General features: G+C 32.6%; 21 protein-coding genes. 10 read left to right on the top strand and 11 right to left on the bottom strand.

Going from position 1 to position 17,206, the window contains the following annotated elements; translation table 11 throughout:
- The 4 genes from H5T45_03520 to H5T45_03505 form a co-directional block, all read left to right on the top strand.
- On the top strand, window positions 1-149 hold a 149-nt coding region (locus H5T45_03520; protein ID MBC7128785.1), incomplete at its 5' end, for a hypothetical protein.
- A gap of 75 nt (window positions 150-224) precedes the next feature.
- Window positions 225-626, top strand: a complete 402-nt coding sequence (locus H5T45_03515; protein ID MBC7128784.1) for a hypothetical protein — start codon at window positions 225-227, stop codon at window positions 624-626.
- The gene (locus tag H5T45_03510) at window positions 626-1,225 is read left to right on the top strand and encodes a hypothetical protein (GenBank protein ID MBC7128783.1); all 600 of its coding nucleotides are present in this window, start codon (window positions 626-628) and stop codon (window positions 1,223-1,225) included. The genes H5T45_03515 and H5T45_03510 overlap by 1 nt, the downstream gene beginning before the upstream one ends.
- Window positions 1,222-1,689, top strand: a complete 468-nt coding sequence (locus H5T45_03505) for a hypothetical protein (GenBank protein MBC7128782.1) — start codon at window positions 1,222-1,224, stop codon at window positions 1,687-1,689. The genes H5T45_03510 and H5T45_03505 overlap by 4 nt, the downstream gene beginning before the upstream one ends.
- Here the strand turns inward: H5T45_03505 and thiL are convergent.
- Window positions 1,682-2,575: a thiamine-phosphate kinase gene (gene thiL, locus H5T45_03500; GenBank protein MBC7128781.1), complete on the bottom strand. Its 894-nt coding sequence runs from the start codon at window positions 2,573-2,575 to the stop codon at window positions 1,682-1,684. The two genes, H5T45_03505 and thiL, sit on opposite strands and share 8 nt — an antisense overlap.
- 143 nt (window positions 2,576-2,718) lie before the next feature.
- Here thiL and H5T45_03495 point away from each other — a divergent pair, with 143 nt between their 5' ends.
- Both H5T45_03495 and H5T45_03490 read left to right on the top strand, forming a co-directional pair.
- Window positions 2,719-3,798 carry a site-2 protease family protein gene (locus H5T45_03495; protein MBC7128780.1) on the top strand — a complete coding sequence of 360 codons (1,080 nt, stop codon included), beginning with the start codon at window positions 2,719-2,721 and terminating at the stop codon, window positions 3,796-3,798.
- Between the two features lie 38 nt (window positions 3,799-3,836).
- On the top strand, window positions 3,837-5,201 hold the full coding sequence (locus H5T45_03490; protein MBC7128779.1) for a hypothetical protein: 1,365 nt from the start codon (window positions 3,837-3,839) through the stop codon (window positions 5,199-5,201).
- Here the strand turns inward: H5T45_03490 and H5T45_03485 are convergent.
- The gene (locus H5T45_03485; protein MBC7128778.1) at window positions 5,160-6,485 is read right to left on the bottom strand and encodes an adenylosuccinate lyase; all 1,326 of its coding nucleotides are present in this window, start codon (window positions 6,483-6,485) and stop codon (window positions 5,160-5,162) included. The two genes, H5T45_03490 and H5T45_03485, sit on opposite strands and share 42 nt — an antisense overlap.
- Before the next feature lie 56 nt (window positions 6,486-6,541).
- Window positions 6,542-6,754, bottom strand: a complete 213-nt coding sequence (locus H5T45_03480) for a hypothetical protein (protein MBC7128777.1) — start codon at window positions 6,752-6,754, stop codon at window positions 6,542-6,544.
- Between the two features lie 523 nt (window positions 6,755-7,277).
- Between H5T45_03480 and H5T45_03475 the strand changes: the two genes are divergently transcribed.
- Window positions 7,278-8,579 carry a PAS domain S-box protein gene (locus H5T45_03475; protein ID MBC7128776.1) on the top strand — a complete coding sequence of 434 codons (1,302 nt, stop codon included), beginning with the start codon at window positions 7,278-7,280 and terminating at the stop codon, window positions 8,577-8,579.
- Here H5T45_03475 and H5T45_03470 read toward each other — a convergent pair whose 3' ends face one another.
- From H5T45_03470 to H5T45_03455, 4 genes are read right to left on the bottom strand one after another with little or no spacing between them, the layout of a single operon-like run.
- Entirely contained in the window at window positions 8,580-9,461 is an 882-nt protein-coding gene (locus tag H5T45_03470; protein ID MBC7128775.1) for an endonuclease V, read from the bottom strand.
- Window positions 9,458-10,048, bottom strand: coding sequence for an indolepyruvate oxidoreductase subunit beta (locus H5T45_03465; GenBank protein ID MBC7128774.1), 591 nt, complete (start codon window positions 10,046-10,048; stop codon window positions 9,458-9,460). Before H5T45_03465 ends, H5T45_03470 begins: the two co-directional genes overlap by 4 nt.
- Window positions 10,045-11,862: an indolepyruvate ferredoxin oxidoreductase subunit alpha gene (gene iorA, locus H5T45_03460; GenBank protein MBC7128773.1), complete on the bottom strand. Its 1,818-nt coding sequence runs from the start codon at window positions 11,860-11,862 to the stop codon at window positions 10,045-10,047. The genes H5T45_03465 and iorA overlap by 4 nt, the downstream gene beginning before the upstream one ends.
- A gap of 1 nt (window position 11,863) precedes the next feature.
- Window positions 11,864-12,481 (bottom strand): acetate--CoA ligase family protein, encoded by a 618-nt coding sequence (locus H5T45_03455; GenBank protein ID MBC7128772.1) that lies wholly within the window; start codon window positions 12,479-12,481, stop codon window positions 11,864-11,866.
- Window positions 12,482-12,550: 69 nt separating this feature from the next.
- Between H5T45_03455 and H5T45_03450 the strand changes: the two genes are divergently transcribed.
- A complete protein-coding gene (locus H5T45_03450) occupies window positions 12,551-13,030 on the top strand; it encodes a metallophosphoesterase (protein MBC7128771.1) in 480 nt (159 codons plus the stop codon).
- On the opposite strand, the gene H5T45_03445 is transcribed toward H5T45_03450, so the two are convergent.
- The 4 genes from H5T45_03445 to H5T45_03430 are packed head-to-tail and all read right to left on the bottom strand — an operon-like array spanning window position 13,017 to window position 15,638.
- Window positions 13,017-14,009 (bottom strand): hypothetical protein, encoded by a 993-nt coding sequence (locus tag H5T45_03445; protein MBC7128770.1) that lies wholly within the window; start codon window positions 14,007-14,009, stop codon window positions 13,017-13,019. The two genes, H5T45_03450 and H5T45_03445, sit on opposite strands and share 14 nt — an antisense overlap.
- A gap of 30 nt (window positions 14,010-14,039) precedes the next feature.
- Complete coding sequence (locus H5T45_03440; GenBank protein ID MBC7128769.1) at window positions 14,040-14,435, bottom strand: hypothetical protein; 396 nt, start codon at window positions 14,433-14,435, stop codon at window positions 14,040-14,042.
- Window position 14,436: 1 nt separating this feature from the next.
- Window positions 14,437-14,991: a PhoU family transcriptional regulator gene (locus H5T45_03435; GenBank protein MBC7128768.1), complete on the bottom strand. Its 555-nt coding sequence runs from the start codon at window positions 14,989-14,991 to the stop codon at window positions 14,437-14,439.
- A gap of 23 nt (window positions 14,992-15,014) precedes the next feature.
- Window positions 15,015-15,638 (bottom strand): potassium transporter TrkA, encoded by a 624-nt coding sequence (locus H5T45_03430; protein ID MBC7128767.1) that lies wholly within the window; start codon window positions 15,636-15,638, stop codon window positions 15,015-15,017.
- A 574-nt stretch (window positions 15,639-16,212) separates the two neighbouring features.
- Here H5T45_03430 and H5T45_03425 point away from each other — a divergent pair.
- Both H5T45_03425 and H5T45_03420 read left to right on the top strand, forming a co-directional pair.
- Window positions 16,213-16,602: a 30S ribosomal protein S8 gene (locus H5T45_03425; protein MBC7128766.1), complete on the top strand. Its 390-nt coding sequence runs from the start codon at window positions 16,213-16,215 to the stop codon at window positions 16,600-16,602.
- An 8-nt stretch (window positions 16,603-16,610) separates the two neighbouring features.
- Window positions 16,611-17,141 (top strand): 50S ribosomal protein L6, encoded by a 531-nt coding sequence (locus tag H5T45_03420; GenBank protein ID MBC7128765.1) that lies wholly within the window; start codon window positions 16,611-16,613, stop codon window positions 17,139-17,141.
- Window positions 17,142-17,206 lie beyond the last annotated feature (65 nt).

Below are 17,206 nucleotides of genomic sequence, written 5' to 3'. Positions count from 1 at the left end.
CCTTCAAATCTTTTGATTCAGCGAATGCTTTTCTTAGTCTTAGGAGAATAGTTTATAATTTTGTAAGAGGAGATGAAAATAGAGCTATGAAAGCTGATATAAATTTAGAGCTTGGACAAAATAGATTATATGCTCTTATAAAATTTTGATATAAGAGATATCATTCATTTCGAGGAGAATCCTTTCTTCCAGAACATTTAAATATATTCCCATATATTCCATCAATGGAAAAAGCGGAGAAGATTGTGATTTCAATTGCAATTCTTCTTTTAGCAACTGGTATTTTATCAAATGCATTCATTCCCGAGGAAGAATTAAAAGATTACATTGATATAAATGGAAAAAAAATATCAACTGAGGAAATTTTTGAAAAATGTGAATTAAAGGAATTAGAGGCAAAAAATAAAAGTTATTACGGCACTTCTTTTTCTTGCATAATAAAAATTGCGGACATTGAGAATCCAGAAGGGCATAATTATGCAATAGTTGGCTCAGATGGCTACAAAAAAACAGTTTCATGGGATGATATGGAAAAAGGTATATTAACAAAAGAAAAAAGGGCAATTTTCCCTCATTTGCCAGGAGCATTTTGGGTCCAAAATGTTGTAAAAATTGAGGTGATATAATGAAGAAAATTATTACCGCAACAATTCTTTTTGGCTCTATATGGGGACTGGTTGAGTGCTCGCTCGGCGACTGGCTTCATGGCTACAACCTAAGCTTCCTGACCGCAAGCATAGCAATCTTCATTATGGCTGCCACGCGCCGCCACTTCCGCCAGCCTGGCATGCAGGCGGGCATGGCTTTGGTTGCTGGGATGCTGAGATACTTTAATCCTATGGGGGGATGCCTGCTATGTGCGGCAATTGCAATAATTATTGAAGGGATTGTTTTTGAAGGGATATGGCTTATTCCTTGGCACGGGCATGAAAGCATGATAATGAAGGTTGGGATGGGCATAATTTCATTCTATACAATTTATTTCATTGGTTATCTTGCAACTCAAGTTCTAACACCTCTTATTGCAGGAAAATTCTATCTCGCTGACTTGTTTGCGGTGATTCCAAAAATATTTTCAAGCTCGACATTTGCTGGCATAATTGGCTCATTTGCACTTCCTCTTGCATATTTGCCGTTTAAAATAGAAATGAAAGAGAAATTATATTATGCAAGTGTTTATTCAATTATAGCAATTTGCTGGCTTGCTGTTATTTTGGGTATATGAAAATATTGATGATAGGAGCAAAGAATAGCGGGAAAAGCACAATAGCATATAATATATTTAAAAACTCAGATTGCTGTGGAATAGTTTGCTTACCTGTTTTTAAAAACGGAAGGAAAATCGGGAGCGATGCAATAAGAATGGATAATAAAAGCAAAATAAATTTTTCAAGGATTAAGAAATATGCGAATTTTGATGGAATAGAAGTAGGAAAATATGTGATAAGCAAAGAAGGAATAAATTTTTGTAATGAAGCAATAGGGGAAGGAATAAAAAAGAGAAAGTTAATTGTAATTGATGAATTTGGAGTTTTAGAGAAAAATAAGAAAGGATTATTCAAATCAATTAAAAAAGCAATTGAAAGTGAAAATGATTTATTTTTAATAATGAGAAAAAGTCTCGAAAAAGATTTTTTAAAAATTTTCCCATATGAATTTGAAAGAATATATGTGAAAAGAACTATTTAAAATGCTCGTATCCTATATTTTTAATCTCTCTTCTCTTTCCTTTTGAAATCAAATACACCTTCTTTTTTTCTATAACTTTCCCTATTTTCTTTATATCTATTTTTCTTTCGAGAATTTTTCCATACTTATCTGGAATTGTAAAAAGAAGTTCATAGTCTCCGCCTGTATATATTGCTTTCTTTACCCCGTTATTTATTTTTTTTGCAACATCTGCAACAGGTAAATTTTCCTCATATATCTCAAAACCAACATTGTTTATTTTCATTAGCTGATGTAAAGAGCTTGCAAGTCCGTCAGATATGTCCATACAGCATGAAACTTTTTTTGATTTAGCTAAAACTCTTCCTTCTCTTATTCTCGGTTTAACATGCAAAATTTTATTTTTTTCATTGCTAAAAATAAATAATCCCTTTCCAATTTCTCCAGTTATATATACACTATCTCCTACTTTTGCCCCTTTTCTGAACATCGCTTCTTCCTTACTTACTTTCCCAATGGCAGCTATAGATATTAAAATTTTATCCCCCTCCTTTGTATCCCCTCCTATAATTTTTCCTCCATAGTTATTGATACAATCTTCCATTCCATCGATGATTTCATCAAAAAATCTTTTATCCATTTTCCTTGGGATTGCAAAGGAAACAAGCATGGCGACGGGCTCCGCCCCTTTTGATGCTATATCACTTAAATTTACCGCAACACTATACCATCCCATATCATAAGGTTTTGAATTTTCTGGAAAATGAGTTTTTTCATAAATCATATCTGTTGTTAAAACAAGGTAGTGCTCGTTTATTTCAATAAATGCACAATCATCAAAAGGAATTGAAAATCTTTTGAGCAGGCCTTCGACAATTTTCCTTTCACCTATTTCGGATAGTTTCATGACACTATATCATAGGGGATATATAAACTTCATATTTTTTATGTTTAGGGAAAAATTAGAAAAAGATATAATTAAGAAAAATATTTGCCTCCTTCATTTGGTTGAGACATCCAAAATCTTTATTATTTGCCTCCTTTTGTATGATGATGTTTGAACCATCAAACATTGATGAAATAAAGCAGATTGTTGAGAAATATTTTAGAGTATATGATGCAAGGCAGGAAGATAATTTTTTTGCATTTTATGTAGAAATAATCGAGGATATATTTAAGGATAAATTTGAAATGCTTTTAAATGAGTTAAAAAATAAGAATTTAGTACCATTTATAAGAGAGGAAAAGGGAGAGCATATAATTTTTATAACTCAAAAACCATATGTAAAGAAAAAATCCCCCGCAATAAATCTCATTCTTTTTATAATAACGGTTATAACAACCACTTTTATGGGAGCGCTTCTATATATCTCTTTTGAAGAGCTAGAATTTTCTTTTAGTTTAAATATCTTAGCAAATGGTTTTTTACTCTTTTCACTTCCTATTCTTTCAATAATTGGAATACATGAATTAGCTCACTATTTTGCCTCAAAAAAGCATGGCATTGAAGCATCTCTTCCCTACTTTATTCCTATGCCTGTTCCTCCCCTTGGCACACTTGGGGCAGTCATATCGATAAAAGAGCCAATTCCAGATAGAAATGCATTGCTTGATATAGGAATTGCTGGCCCGCTTGCTGGCTTTATAATAACAATTCCAGTTCTGTTTGTAGGTCTTGCCTATTCAAAAATTGTTCCTCTCGAAGAAATTAGAGGGATTATACTCGGCGAACCCCTTCTTTTCAGATTTATTTCCCCCTTAGCAATCAGCGTGCCCGATGGTTTTGCAATAAACATGCATCCGACTGCGTTTGCGGGCTGGGTGGGGCTGCTTGTTACTGCCATAAATCTTCTGCCGGCTGGCCAACTTGACGGCGGGCACATAGCAAGGGCGGTTTTAAAAGGAAGGCACAGGTACGCAAGCATTATAACAATTGTATTTCTTTTTGCTCTGACAATATTTGGATTGGGTAACTGGCTTCTTATGATACTCCTGCTTGTTTTTCTGATAGGAACAGAACATCCTCCTCCATTAAATGAAATAACTCCTCTTGATGGCAAGAGAAAAATCCTTGCAATCGTTGCTTTAATAATATTCCTACTGAGTTTTGCTCCAATGACAATAGGATAAAAACAATAAATATATATGCTATTTTAATTAGGGTTAAAATGAGAAGTATAATTATAGTTGCAATCATATTCATCTTATTAATTCCCTCAAATTATTCAAGCAATGAGTTAAGTGATAATTTTCCATCAAGCGAAGATATAATTTCCTTTTTTTATGTATTCAGGAATAGGTTAAAAGAAGAAAATTTTTTTATTGATGCCAATGAAATTCCAGAAATAATAATTGAAAAAAATAACATTCAGCTTTTAGAGAATAGTTCTCAGTGCTTGCTTGAAGCGATAAAAGAATTCTATGAAACAATTGGAATAGAATATGAGGATAGCAATTTGGAAGAATTTGTAAATAGCCTAGGTTTTAATGATATGGAAAATTTTGCAGTTTCTTCTATACTATATTCATATACAAAAACTATTAAATCAAAAAATAATGAAGAAAGAAATCAAAATATTTTTTCAACAATAGAGGAAGTAAGAAAATATTCTTTGCTGTTGATGAATTCAAATTTTCAGGAAACAAAGTTTGATTGTTATGGCAAAATAATTTTTGGAGGAAATAAAAAGGATTTTTATGAGGGCTATATTTTTATAATTGATTTTGGAGGAGATGATTTTTATGGAGAAGGCAACTCTTCTTTTATTCTTGATTTAGAGGGAAATGATAGATATGAAAAGAGAAATTCGGAAAATGGCTACACCTTTTTATTCGATCTCGAGGGAAACGATTCTTATAGCAACGCTTGCTATTCAAATAAAAGTTTTTCATTTTTATTTGATTTAAAAGGAAATGATGCCTATTATAATCAAACATGTGTTGCATACGAAAACGGAACATCATTTTTTATTGACTTTTCTGGAAATGATGTTTATGAAGGAGGAGATTTTACCCAGTCATTTTCTTCAAATAGTGTATCAATTCTCATTGATATTTTCGGGGACGATATTTATACTTCCTCCTCTTATTCTCAATCCTCATCGCTATATGGTTTTTCAGGAATGATCGATGTTTATGGAAATGATGTTTTTTATTCATCAAATTCATCTCAATCCTATGCGGATGGTATTGCCTCCTTTTCTTTTTTGATAAATCTTTTCGGAGAAGATTTTTATAAATCAGGGAACTATTCTCAGGGATATGCGAACGGCGGCTCAGCCATCTTTTTTGATTTTAATGGAGACGATGGATATGAAGTAAAGCATTATAGTCAGAGTTGTTCTATTTTTGGATTGGCAATTTTTGCAGATAGCGGAGGAGAAAATAATTTCTCATATGGCTTATTCTGTCAGGGTAAAAAATTGGGTGGAATATCTTTATTCATTGATAAATTTGAGTTCAATGAGGAGCTATTGGATATAATCCAAAATTTAAAGAGCAATATCTGGAAATTCCTTTCTTATTTTTTCTAATGTAAAATCAACTATTTTTTCAGCATTTCCATAATAATCTCCTATTTCATCAATTATTTCAGCAATTTCCCTGCTAACAACTTCTCTAAGCTCAACATTTTTTTTTCTTGCTTCCATTGAATATTTCCTCATAAGCTCGTGTGCCTCCTGCCTGCCCATGCCCTTTTCAACCAGCCTCATCATTATCGCCTCGCTCAATATTGCCCCCTTGCTTATTTCAATATTTTCCCTCATTTTTGATGTATTCACTTTTAGTTTTGAAAAAACATCTCTCATTTTATATACTATCCAGTCAGTTAGAATTAGGGAATGGGGAATTATAAATCTTTCAGATGAGGAGTTGCACAAATCCCTTTCGTGCCATTGAATTGCATTTTCCCAAGCTGGTAAAAGATTGCTTCTTATTACTCTTGCAAGCCCGCATATCTGCTCACATGTTACTGGATTTCTTTTATGAGGCATTGTTGATGAACCAACCTGCTTTTCTTCAAAAAATTCCTCTGCCTCTGCTATCTCTGTTCTTTGCAAATTCCTTATTTCTGTTGCAAATTTTTCTATTGATGCTGAAAGGTTTGCAAGAAAAGATAACAATTCAACATACCTATCTCTTCCAACAATCTGTGTGGAGGGAATTTCTGGCTTTAAATTTAGTTCTTTCATCACAAATTCCTGCAATTCAAAAAATTTATCCCCAAATGATGCTCCTGTTCCAACAGCTCCTGACATCTTGCCATATGAAATTTCTTCCCTTACCTCCCTCAATCTAATCAAATGGCGAAATATTTCATCAGCATAAACTGCCATTTTCAACCCAAATGTTATTGGCAATGCATGCTGACCATGTGTGCGACCAATCATAACAGATTTTTTATGCTTATTAGCGAGTTTTAAAAGTTCGCCAAGCAATTCTATCAATTCTTTCTCAATTATATTCAGTGCATCCCTTATCTGTAACGCATTTGCAGTATCAACTATATCATAGGAAGTTGCACCCAGATGAACATATTTTCCATATTCACATTTTTCAGAAAGAGCTTTTACCATTGCCATTACATCATGCCCTATCTCCTTTTCTATCTCTTTAACTCTCTCAATTTTAACATATTTAATATTTGCTTTTTTCTCTATTTCATCAGCAGCCTTTTTTGGAATATTTCCCAAAAAAGCATGTGCCCTTGCAAGCTTTGCCTCCACTTTAAGCCAGTAAGAAAGCCTACTTTCCTCACTGAAAATATTTTTTATTTCATTTCTTCCATATCTGAATTCAATCGGACAAATCATGATATTATATCAACAAATATTATTTTATTTTTTACTTTCAGCAAAAGGTGCTGTTAAATTTAGCATTGCAGCAAATCTGATGGATCCATATCTCTTGCTTTTATTGTTTCAATTATCTTTTCCACATAATTTCTGGTGTCTCCATCTGTTATAGCAACAGATGGAAATTTTCCATGAAATCTTTCTGGTTTCTGGTTCAATGAAAACACGATTAGTATGTTATCTGAGATGCTATTTCCAATATACTCCCGAATTTGTGCAGCCATTTCCATATGGCAGTTCTGTTTCTCCTTACTAATATGCGAATTGCCACCGGGTTCTTTCTCTCGTAATTATACATTTTTCTTTCACCCAGCAAAGGCAATATCAAGAATTTGAAAATTTAAAAAATAAGAAATGCTACACCAATTAATAGAATTAGTTAGAAAAAAATATCTTTTGCTGGGACAAGAAAAAGATAGAAATTATGATTGCCATCATTCTTTACTATGCAGGATAATGAAGCATGGCAGATGGTATCATAAATTTGCCTAATTATTTACTAATTCAGAAAAATACAGGCGTTGTATGGCAATAGATGCAATAAGATTTGTCAATAGCTTCTTGGTTTATTGCAAGAATAAGCCACTAATTATGATAGAGCTCCATGTATAAATGGGCATTAAAAAACATCCTCAAAGCAAGATGTTTAACTGCATTTTAGCCATTTACAATCCAGAGGTGAGAATTTTTTGAAAGTGCCCAGCAAAAATAGATAAAATTTTAAACTCATTTAAAATACAAAATAAATTGAAAATGGCTATTAGAGAGGGTCATGAAGAGATGCTTGATGGCTTTGATGATATTGTTATTTTACTTGATAAAGAAATGAAAATATTATTTGCAAACAAGGCAATTGAAAAAATATCAAAAGGAAAAATAAAAAGAAAAAATGCAATTGGAAAAAATTTTTTTGATATTTTTCCTTCTTTAAAAGATGATTTTAAAGAATTTAATAAAAAAATAAAGATTAGAAAATTTATTCGGCTGAAGGGTGGAGAAATATTTGCAGAAATAAACAGAATTCCAATCAAAGAGAAGAGAGAATTGAAGCAATCTCTGATAATAATAAGGGATATTACAGATTTTAAAAAGATGGAAAAAAAATTGAGAGAAATGCTTGGCAAGTATTCAAGGGTTGTTGAGCTTGCAAGGGAAGGGATATGCATAGATGATGAAAATGAAAAAATGATATTTGTAAATAGGGCTTTTGCAAATATTTTAGGATGTAGAAAGAGTGAATTGATTGGAAAAAATATTTTTGATTTTGTTGATGAAGAAGGAAAGAAAATTTTAAAGAAGCAAATTATGCTAAGAAGAAGAGGAAAATCAAGTAGATATGAAATAAAAGTTTATGGAAAAGATGGCAAACCAAAATTTCTTTTAATATCCGCCTCCCCCTTGATTATAGAGGGAAAATATAGTGGGAGCATAAGTTTGAATTTAGATATCACAGAAAGGAAAAATATCGAGGAAAAATTAAAGAGGGAAAGAGAACAGCTTTTCTCCATTTTAGAAGGAATTGATGAGCCAATTTATATATCAAATCCAGAAACATATGAAATACTTTTTGTAAATAAAAAAATAAAAAATCTATTTGGAAAAGATGTTATTGGGGAAAAATGCTATAAAGTTTTTCAGAATTTAGATAAACCCTGTGAGTTTTGTACAAATGATAAAATTTTTGGAGAAAATTTTGGAAAGACATACATATGGGAATGGAAGAATTTAGCCAATGGAAGATGGTATAAATGCGTTGATAAAGGAATAATATGGATTGATGGAAGGGAAGCAAGGTTCGAAATTGCAATAGACATAACGGAAAGAAAAGTTGCAGAAGAAGTTTTAAAGGAAGCACTTGAAAAAGAAAGAGAATTTAAGTTAAAAACTGCACACTATTTTTTCAATCCAACAACAATAGCGAAAGGTTATATAAGTTTGGTAATTGAAGAAACTGAAAATGAGAAAAGGAAAAAACTTGAAAAAGCTCTTCATGCCATTGATAGAATAGAAAAAGTTATCAAGAATATAATAACAACTGGAGAAGTAAAGGAATAATTATTTTTCTTCTTTTCTTTTTTCTTCATTTGCTTTAAGATGCGCTAAATGAACCAAATTTAAATTTTTTTCAATAAGTTTTTTGAAAATTTTTTTACTGCTTTCAATATCTATCCTGTTTCCTGGTGAAATAAAAAATTTATTAATTTTAAGCCCAACTTTTTTATCTCCTATAAAAATATATTCATTTTTTTCCGAACCAGTGAGCAATTTTTTTGCAACTCCTATAGTAGGCAAATTATTTATAACTCCGAAATGGCAGGCAATTCCAAAAAAGCGAGGATGAAGCAATCCATTTCCATCCACTAACACAACATCTGGATTTTCATTTTTTATTAAATCCTGCAGAACAGGCAATTCGCGATATGCAAGGTATGTGGGAATATAGGGAAATTCTATTTTTTTTCTTGTGACTTTTACTTTTGTAATGTTATAATTTTCGCATTCAACATATGCCCCATATGCATATTTTCCATAGGCAACATCAACCCCCGCCAGCCTCTCTGCCCCTTCAATTTTTTCAAAAACAATTCTGCGCCTCAAATTTTCCTGCTCCTTCCTCAATTTTTTTAATGGATAATTGCTTTTGAAATCATTAAATAAATATTTATCAAGGTTTATCTTTCCATCTTTAACTTCAATCCCGTCTTTCATAAGCAATTCAATTTTTTTCTCAATACCATGAGCATATCCACCAACGCTTCCGTCACTTCGCACAACCCTATAGCATGGCACATCCCTGTATGGATTTTCATTTAGCATTTTTCCCACAGCACGGGATGCAACTATGTCCCCAAGAGCAATTGCAACATCTCCATATGTAGAAACCTTTCCTCTTGGAATTTGCTTTACAATCTCATAAGTTTTTTTATAAAGATTCATAAGAATTTATTCGCTTCTTCCTTTCCCCTTCTAAAAGCCTCCAAATTTTTTTCAATGTATTTTTTAGAGAAACTTTCCTTCATTGTTTCAACTATATTTTCTTCTTTTAACGGGAAAATATTAAGGGCATAAAATGAGCCAAGCATAACAATATTCTTTGTCAATATGCTTCCAACACTATTTGCTATTCTATTTGCATCTATTTTTATCAATCTGCAATGAGAGGATATTTCTCCAAATATTTCATCCAGTTGAGGGTATTCTTCAACTCCAAGAGAAGTTAAAGGAGGAACAATAGGATTTATATCTGTAAGCACAACACCATCTTTTTTAACTTTTTCCAGATTTCTTAGTGCTTCAAGTGGTTCAAATGAAAGAATTGCATCCGCTGAAAATTTTTTTAAAATTGGAGAAAAAACATTTCCTATCCTGACAACACATTCAACATTTCCCCCTCTCTGTGCCATACCATGAAGTTCTGACATAACAACATCATAACCATCCTTAAGGGCTGATTTTGCAATTATATTTGCTGTCGTTATTATTCCCTGTCCTCCAACCCCACATATAACAACACTTCTCTTCATTTTCTCCCTATCGCTCCAAACGGACATACCTGCACGCAAACCCCGCAGGCAGTGCAGATTTCCTCATTTATCTTTATATTTTCTCCTTCAAAATAAAATGCTGGGCAAGCAAATTTTGTTATGCATATCTTGCATTTCTTGCATTTTTCCTCATCTATTGCATATTTCTCTTCCTTTCTTTTTTCAATTAATATGCAGGGTGAGCGGGAAATTATTACAGAAAGCTCATCTCTTTCCAGAGCTCTCTTAATAGCCATTTTTGTTTCCTCTATATTTTTTGGATTCACAACTTCAACATTTTTAACACCCATCCCTCTTGCAATTTTTTCAATATCAACTCTTATTGCATCCTCTCCCATTCCATTCTTTTCATTTCCTGGATGGGGTTGATGCCCTGTCATTGCGGTTGTGAAGTTATCTAAAATTATGAGAATAAAGTTATGTTTATGATGAATTGCATTTATTAAGGCGGGCAAGCCAGCATGATAAAATGTTGAATCTCCTATAAATGCAATAACCTTCTGTCCCGTTGCTTTTGAAAAACCGCATGCAGAGCCAACACTTGAACCCATGCATAACAAAAAGTCAGCAGTTTTGTAGGGAGGTAATATGCCGAGGGTATAGCATCCTATATCAGTTGGATAAATTGCATCTTTTGGCGCCACCTGCTTTACCGCATAATATGTAGCCCTGTGGGGGCAGCCGGGGCAAAGCACAGGGGGGCGGGAAATAACTCCTGCCTTAATATCTTTTTCTTCATATGGAATTCCATAAAAATCGCACAATGCCTTATAAACTATATCTGGATTATATTCATAATATCTTTTGAGAGAGCTGAAATTCTTTCCATATATTTCTACTTTTATTTCATTTTCTTTTGCTATCGCCTTTATTTGCTCTTCCATAAATGGCTCCAGCTCTTCCACAACAAGCACTTTTTCACATTCTTTTAAAAAATCTATTATTTTTTTTCTTGGTAGTGGATTGCTCATCCCTATTTTTAAAATTTTGCATTTTATATCCAAATCATCAACTGCTTCCCTTACATAATTATAACTTGCCCCTCCTGTAATTATTCCATAATTTCCGCCGTGATATTCAATTACATTAAAAATGCTTTCATCCGCTATTTTTTCTGCTTCTTCCATTTTTTTAATAAGCAATGGATGGAGTTTTCTTGCAATTTCTGGAACAGTTACCATCGTTCCATCCTTGCTAAAAGTTCCCTGCCTTTTTTTCATCGGAAAATTTTTGCAATCCACTACACCCCGCATGTGGCTTATTCTTGTTGTAGTCCTTAAAAACACTGGTATCGATAGTTTTTCCGAAACATTAAATGCCTCAATTGTCATATCCTTTGCTTCCTGTGGATTGGATGGCTCAAACATTGGCATACATGCAAACCTTGCAAAAATCCTATTATCCTGTTCATTCTGGCTTGAATGGCAACTTGGGTCATCAGCGGTTACAATCACATGTCCTCCTTTGCATCCAACATATGCATAAGTCATTATTGCATCACTTGCCACATTAATTCCAACATGCTTCATGCAGGTAAGACTTCTAAGCCCGCTTACAGAGCATGCAGCAGCAAACTCAACAGCAACTTTTTCATTTACAGAATATTGAAAATAAAAAGGTGGTTCAATCCCTTTTTTTTTCATATCTACTGCAATTTCCGAAAATGTATCTGCAATTTCTGAAGATGGGGTGCCGGGATAGGTTGTTACAATATCTACGCCAGCCTCAAGCGCCCCAATTGCAATTGCTTCGTTGCCTAGCAATACTTTTTTTCCCTGCTTCAGTAACTCCATTCTATTCCTCCATAATGATTTTCGCATCTATAACCTTTGCGCCCTTTTCATATAAAAATATTGGATTTAAATCCATTTGATTTATTTTCATTTTTTCTCCTATTTTTGATATTTTCAGGAGTATATCAACAAATGCTTCTTTATCAACTTTTTTTCTGTATCCCTCAAAAATTTTGTATCCCTTCAAATCTTTAATCATATCATATAAATCTCTCTTTTTGACTGGAAGTAGGCGGAAAGAAACATCATTATAAATTTCAGTATATATGCCCCCAATTCCAGCCATAATGCATTTTTTGAATAGCTTATCGTTGTAAATTCCAGCTATAACTTCAACTCCCTGAGGAACCATTTCTTCAACTAAAAAAATTTCCTCTTTAAATTTTTTCCTCATTTTATCATATTTTTCAATGAGTTCTTCTTTATTTCTTATATTAAGGGCGATTGCCCCCACATCTGTTTTATGCAATATTTTAGGAGAAGAAACTTTTAGGGCAAGAGGATACTTTAAATCTAACTTCTGCAAATCTTCTCTTCTTTTTATCTTTCTAAAATTCGTTGTGGGTATATTATGTTCAACAAGCAATTTTTTTGCCTCATGCTCTGGTAATATTTTCACAAGGGGATAAACATTAACCATTTTTAATTTTTATCCAGAAAAAGATAAAAGATAATTTTATTTACAATTATGGAAAAAATAGGAATTATTTCAGATACACATGATAATATATATGCAATAAAAGAGGCAGTAAAAATTTTTAATGAAGAAGAGGTAGATTTTGTAGTACATGCTGGAGATATAATTTCACCTTTTACAGCAAATATATTCAAGGAATTAAACTGCAAAATTTTTTTGATATATGGAAATAATGACGGAGAAAAACTATTTTTGAAGGAAAAATTTTCAAGCATTGGAAGAATTAATAACGATCCCTTTGAAATTAATTTAAAAAAGAAAAAGGCAATAGTTACCCATAAGCCTGAAATAGTTAATGCACTTTCATTGGCATATGATATAGTGATCTATGGGCACACACATGAGATAGATAAAAGAAGGGAAAATGCTTTAATAATAAATCCTGGGGAATGTTGTGGCTACCTAACTGGCAAAAAAACCATAGCAATTTTATATCCAGATATAATGGATGCAAAATTCATCGAATTTTGAATTTAATCAATAAAAATATTGAAACAAGCAGTAATAAAATTTCAAATCCGGGAATGCTTTTCTCAGAGGAAATATCATCCCCCATATAAATATTGACTTTATCATCCTTCCAGAAGAAGAATATTTTTTCGTTTTCCCCTTCCTTAACATAAATCTCATTTTCTCCATAAGGATTTATTTTAATGCTTATTGTTTTTTTACCTTTTGGTGGTAAGAAAAGTTCATAATAATCATTATTATTAACCACTATTCCAACATTTTTTTCCTGTTTTTTTTCGTTTATAAAATTTATTTCCTTTTCAGTTTCATCAATTTCTCCTTCCATATTATTTATTTTAATTATCCTTTTTGTCTCGCCCCATTGATAATCATAATCAACCAATTTAAGAGTTACAATATAATAGCCATTTCTATCATATTTCCATTTACTTATTTTAGAATAGTTATTCCATAAACCGTTTTCATCAAATTTTCCATCTCCATCAAAATCCCATGTATAACTTTTTATATATCCGTCCTTATCATAACTTCTGCTAGCATTGAATATAAAAATACTATCATTTTTTTCGATGGAAAAAATTGCTTCCGGAGCAAAAAATTTTTCAACAACTATAACAGTTTTCGTCACGCTATCTCCGTCTCCTATAACTGATGCAACTGCTGTAAGAGTAACATTGTATATGCCCGCCTTTTCATACTTATAATTGAATACAGGGGTTGAAATTTTTTTATCGTAATTTCCGTCTCCATCCAAGTCCCACCAGTAGCCATCGATGGGATATGCAGAATTTGAAGAACTTGCATCAAAATATATTTGCTGTCCAACGAGAATATTTCCAAATAAAATTTCTCTATCAGGATTAATCATATAAATTTGTCTTCCTTTCTCATCTTTTATTATAAATCTTGCATCAACTCTTGCTTTTACAACAGGAATAATTAAGATTAGGAGGAAAATAATCAAAGCTAACTTTTTCATAATAAAATATAGTATAAGAGATTAAAATATTTACCGCTCTTCATTTAAAATTTCACAAACAACATGATATATGTCTGCCATTGAATATTCTGGATTTTTTTTGATTACTTTCTTTACAATCTTCTTAACATTTTTTTCCTCTGTTTCATCAACAATTTTTTTAACAATTTTCCTCAATTTTTTCATCTTTTTTATTTCGCCGAAATGCTGATGAATTTCTTCAATAACAACAATTATTTCAATAGAGGATAAAATAAGGACAAATATTGAAAAAATGAGTATGTATTCTTCTCTATTAACCAATGAATAATAGAATATTTCTATATCCCACAGCAGAACAAGAAAAGGTATTACGAGGGCTAATTTTTCAATTATTGTTGCAGAGAATATTTCTTTAATTCTATCCCTCAAAAATCTGTGTCTCATTTTAAATATTTTTTTCCCTTCCTTCCGCAATCGAAATGAAATGTTCAACTCCTTCTCTTGCTCCTCTTGCAAAAATTATATCTCCTTCCTTTATAACTGTGTTTTTGTCAACATTATAAATCCATTCTCCATTTCTCTTTATCGCTATAACCCACATTCCTGTATTGGATGCAAGGTCAATTTCTCCTAGTTTTTTATCGCATAGCACCGAAGATAAAACCTTAACTTTTACGAGCACCTCGTCAGATTCAAGCACACTCTCTCTTATTATAGGGTGAAGTTCTATGTCACGCAGCTCCACATCCGCTATTTCGCGGGCTGCATCCGCTATCGCCTCCGCGCAGTAGGCAAGTTGAATTATTGCGAGCGCCTCATTTTCTTCAAGTTCGCGTGCTATTGCGTCCCTTATCACAAGTTTTTGAAGTTTGTCATTGAGTTCATCGACCATATCTTCTAGTTCATAAACTTCTTCAGCCAGTTCAATGTTATCGTATATCACCGATGAATATGCAAGGTCAACCATTAACTCAGCTTTATTTTTCATTTCAAGCAATATATCCTTCGCTTCATTTTCACTCATCAGAGCACCTCTATTTCACCTTTCAGCAATTTACTCAGATTTTTTAATCCCTCATCTGGACCAATGCATATTAACATGTCTCCCTCACATAATTTTTCCTCTCCTTTTGGACCATAAATCCAGGAATTGCCCCTCCTTATGGCTATAATTCTTACCCCGGTCTCAGAAGATATTTTCAAATCCTTTATGCTTTTGCCTTTAGCTGAAGAATTTTCACCTACTTTTATTACCCTTATCATCTCCGAAGATTCTTTTACAAGCGTTGGAAGAATAGGATGTGTCAGTCTATATGATAAAATTTTCACCATGTCACCAGCCGCATTTGCTATGCTCTCGGCTGCTTCTGCGATCTGCAGTATGCCCGCCATTTTTTCCGCATCTTCCTTTGTACGGGACGCCATCATTGCCATAATTCTTATCTGATAATTCAGCTTGTCCATCTTTACCTCAAGGTAGCGAACCTCATCAGCTATTTCTCGATTATCAAAAAGAATTGCTGAATATGCTAAATCAACTATAAGCTCGCATATATTTTTCATCTCTTTGAGAATTTCTTTTATGCTCTTTGTTTCATATTCTATTTCTTCAAACTCTGCTTTTTTCCACCGAGGAATATGTTTCATTCCAAATATATATAATTAGAGGTATTTAAAAATATTTCCAGACCTGTTGCTGGGCACTTTCAAAAAATTCTCACCTCTGGATTGTAAATGGCTAAAATGCAGTTAAACATCTTGCTTTGAGGATGTTTTTTAATGCCCATTTATACATGGAGCTCTATCATAATTAGTGGCTTATTCTTGCAATAAACCAAGAAGCTATTGACAAATCTTATTGCATCTATTGCCATACAACGCCTGTATTTTTCTGAATTAGTAAATAATTAGGCAAATTTATGATACCATCTGCCATGCTTCATTATCCTGCATAGTAAAGAATGATGGCAATCATAATTTCTATCTTTTTCTTGTCCCAGCAAAAGATATTTTTTTCTAACTAATTCTATTAATTGGTGTAGCATTTCTTATTTTTTAAATTTTCAAATTCTTGATATTGCCTTTGCTGGGTGAAAGAAAAAGAAATAAAAAGAGTTTCAATAGGATAAGTAATTTTAATGATTGAGATTCTTTAATTTTCATATTCTGGGCATATTGTTTGCATCGAAAGATTTAATAAGCATAGGTATATATCGGGTAAATGCTGAACGATACGCTTGCAGATGCATTAACTACAATAAAAAATGCAGAAAGAGTTGGAAAAAGAGAGTGTATGATAAAACCTGCATCAAAAATGATTGGAAGGGTTCTTAAAGTATTGCAGGAAAATGATTATATTGAGTCCTTTGAATGGATCAATGATGGAAAGGGAGGAATTTTTAGGGTAAAGACAAAGGGCAATATAAATGATTGCAATGTTATAAAACCAAGATATTCAGTCGGTAAGGATGAGTTTGAAAAATGGGAGGCAAGATATTTGCCAGCGGAAGGATTTGGAGTTATTGTTGTGAGTACAAGCGAGGGAATAATATCTCATTATGAAGCAAAAAATAAGGGCATAGGAGGAAAGTTGATTGCTTATGTTTATTAGGTGGCAAAATGGCTCAGAGCATTAAAAAAGAAATAGATATTCCCGACAGCGTTAGTGTTGATGTAAAGGATGGAAAGGTAATTGTGGAAGGCGCAAAAGGCAAAATTGAAAGAGTATTTTTCCATCCAAAAATTTCTATAGAAAAGAAGGATAATAAAATACACCTAACATGTGAGGAAGCGAAAGTTAAAGAAAGAGCAATAATTGGTAGTTATGAAGCACATATAAGGAACATGATTAAGGGAGTTACTGAAGGATTTACCTATAAAATGAAAATTGTTTATTCTCACTTCCCTATAAAAGTTAGTGTCAAAGGTAATGAAGTAATTATAGAAAATTTTCTCGGGGAAAAATTTCCAAGAAAAACAAAAATATTTGGAAATGTAAAAGTTAGTGTTAAGGGCGATGAGATCACGCTTGAAGGTATAAACATTGAAGAAGTAGGACAAACAGCCGCAAATATTGAATCGGCGACAAGAGTAAAGGATAAGGATATAAGGGTTTTTCAGGATGGAATTTACATAGTTAAGAAGGGATAATATGGAAGAGACAGAAATAGTTAAGAAGCCAAGAAAGAAAAAAGCATCGATTGATGATGAAACAA

Source organism: Thermoplasmatales archaeon, assembly GCA_014361245.1.
In the GTDB taxonomy this organism is placed as follows: domain Archaea; phylum Thermoplasmatota; class E2; order UBA202; family JdFR-43; genus JACIWB01.
The sequence above is the reverse complement of the archived record's forward strand: the minus strand, read 5'-3'. Positions and strand labels throughout refer to the sequence as shown.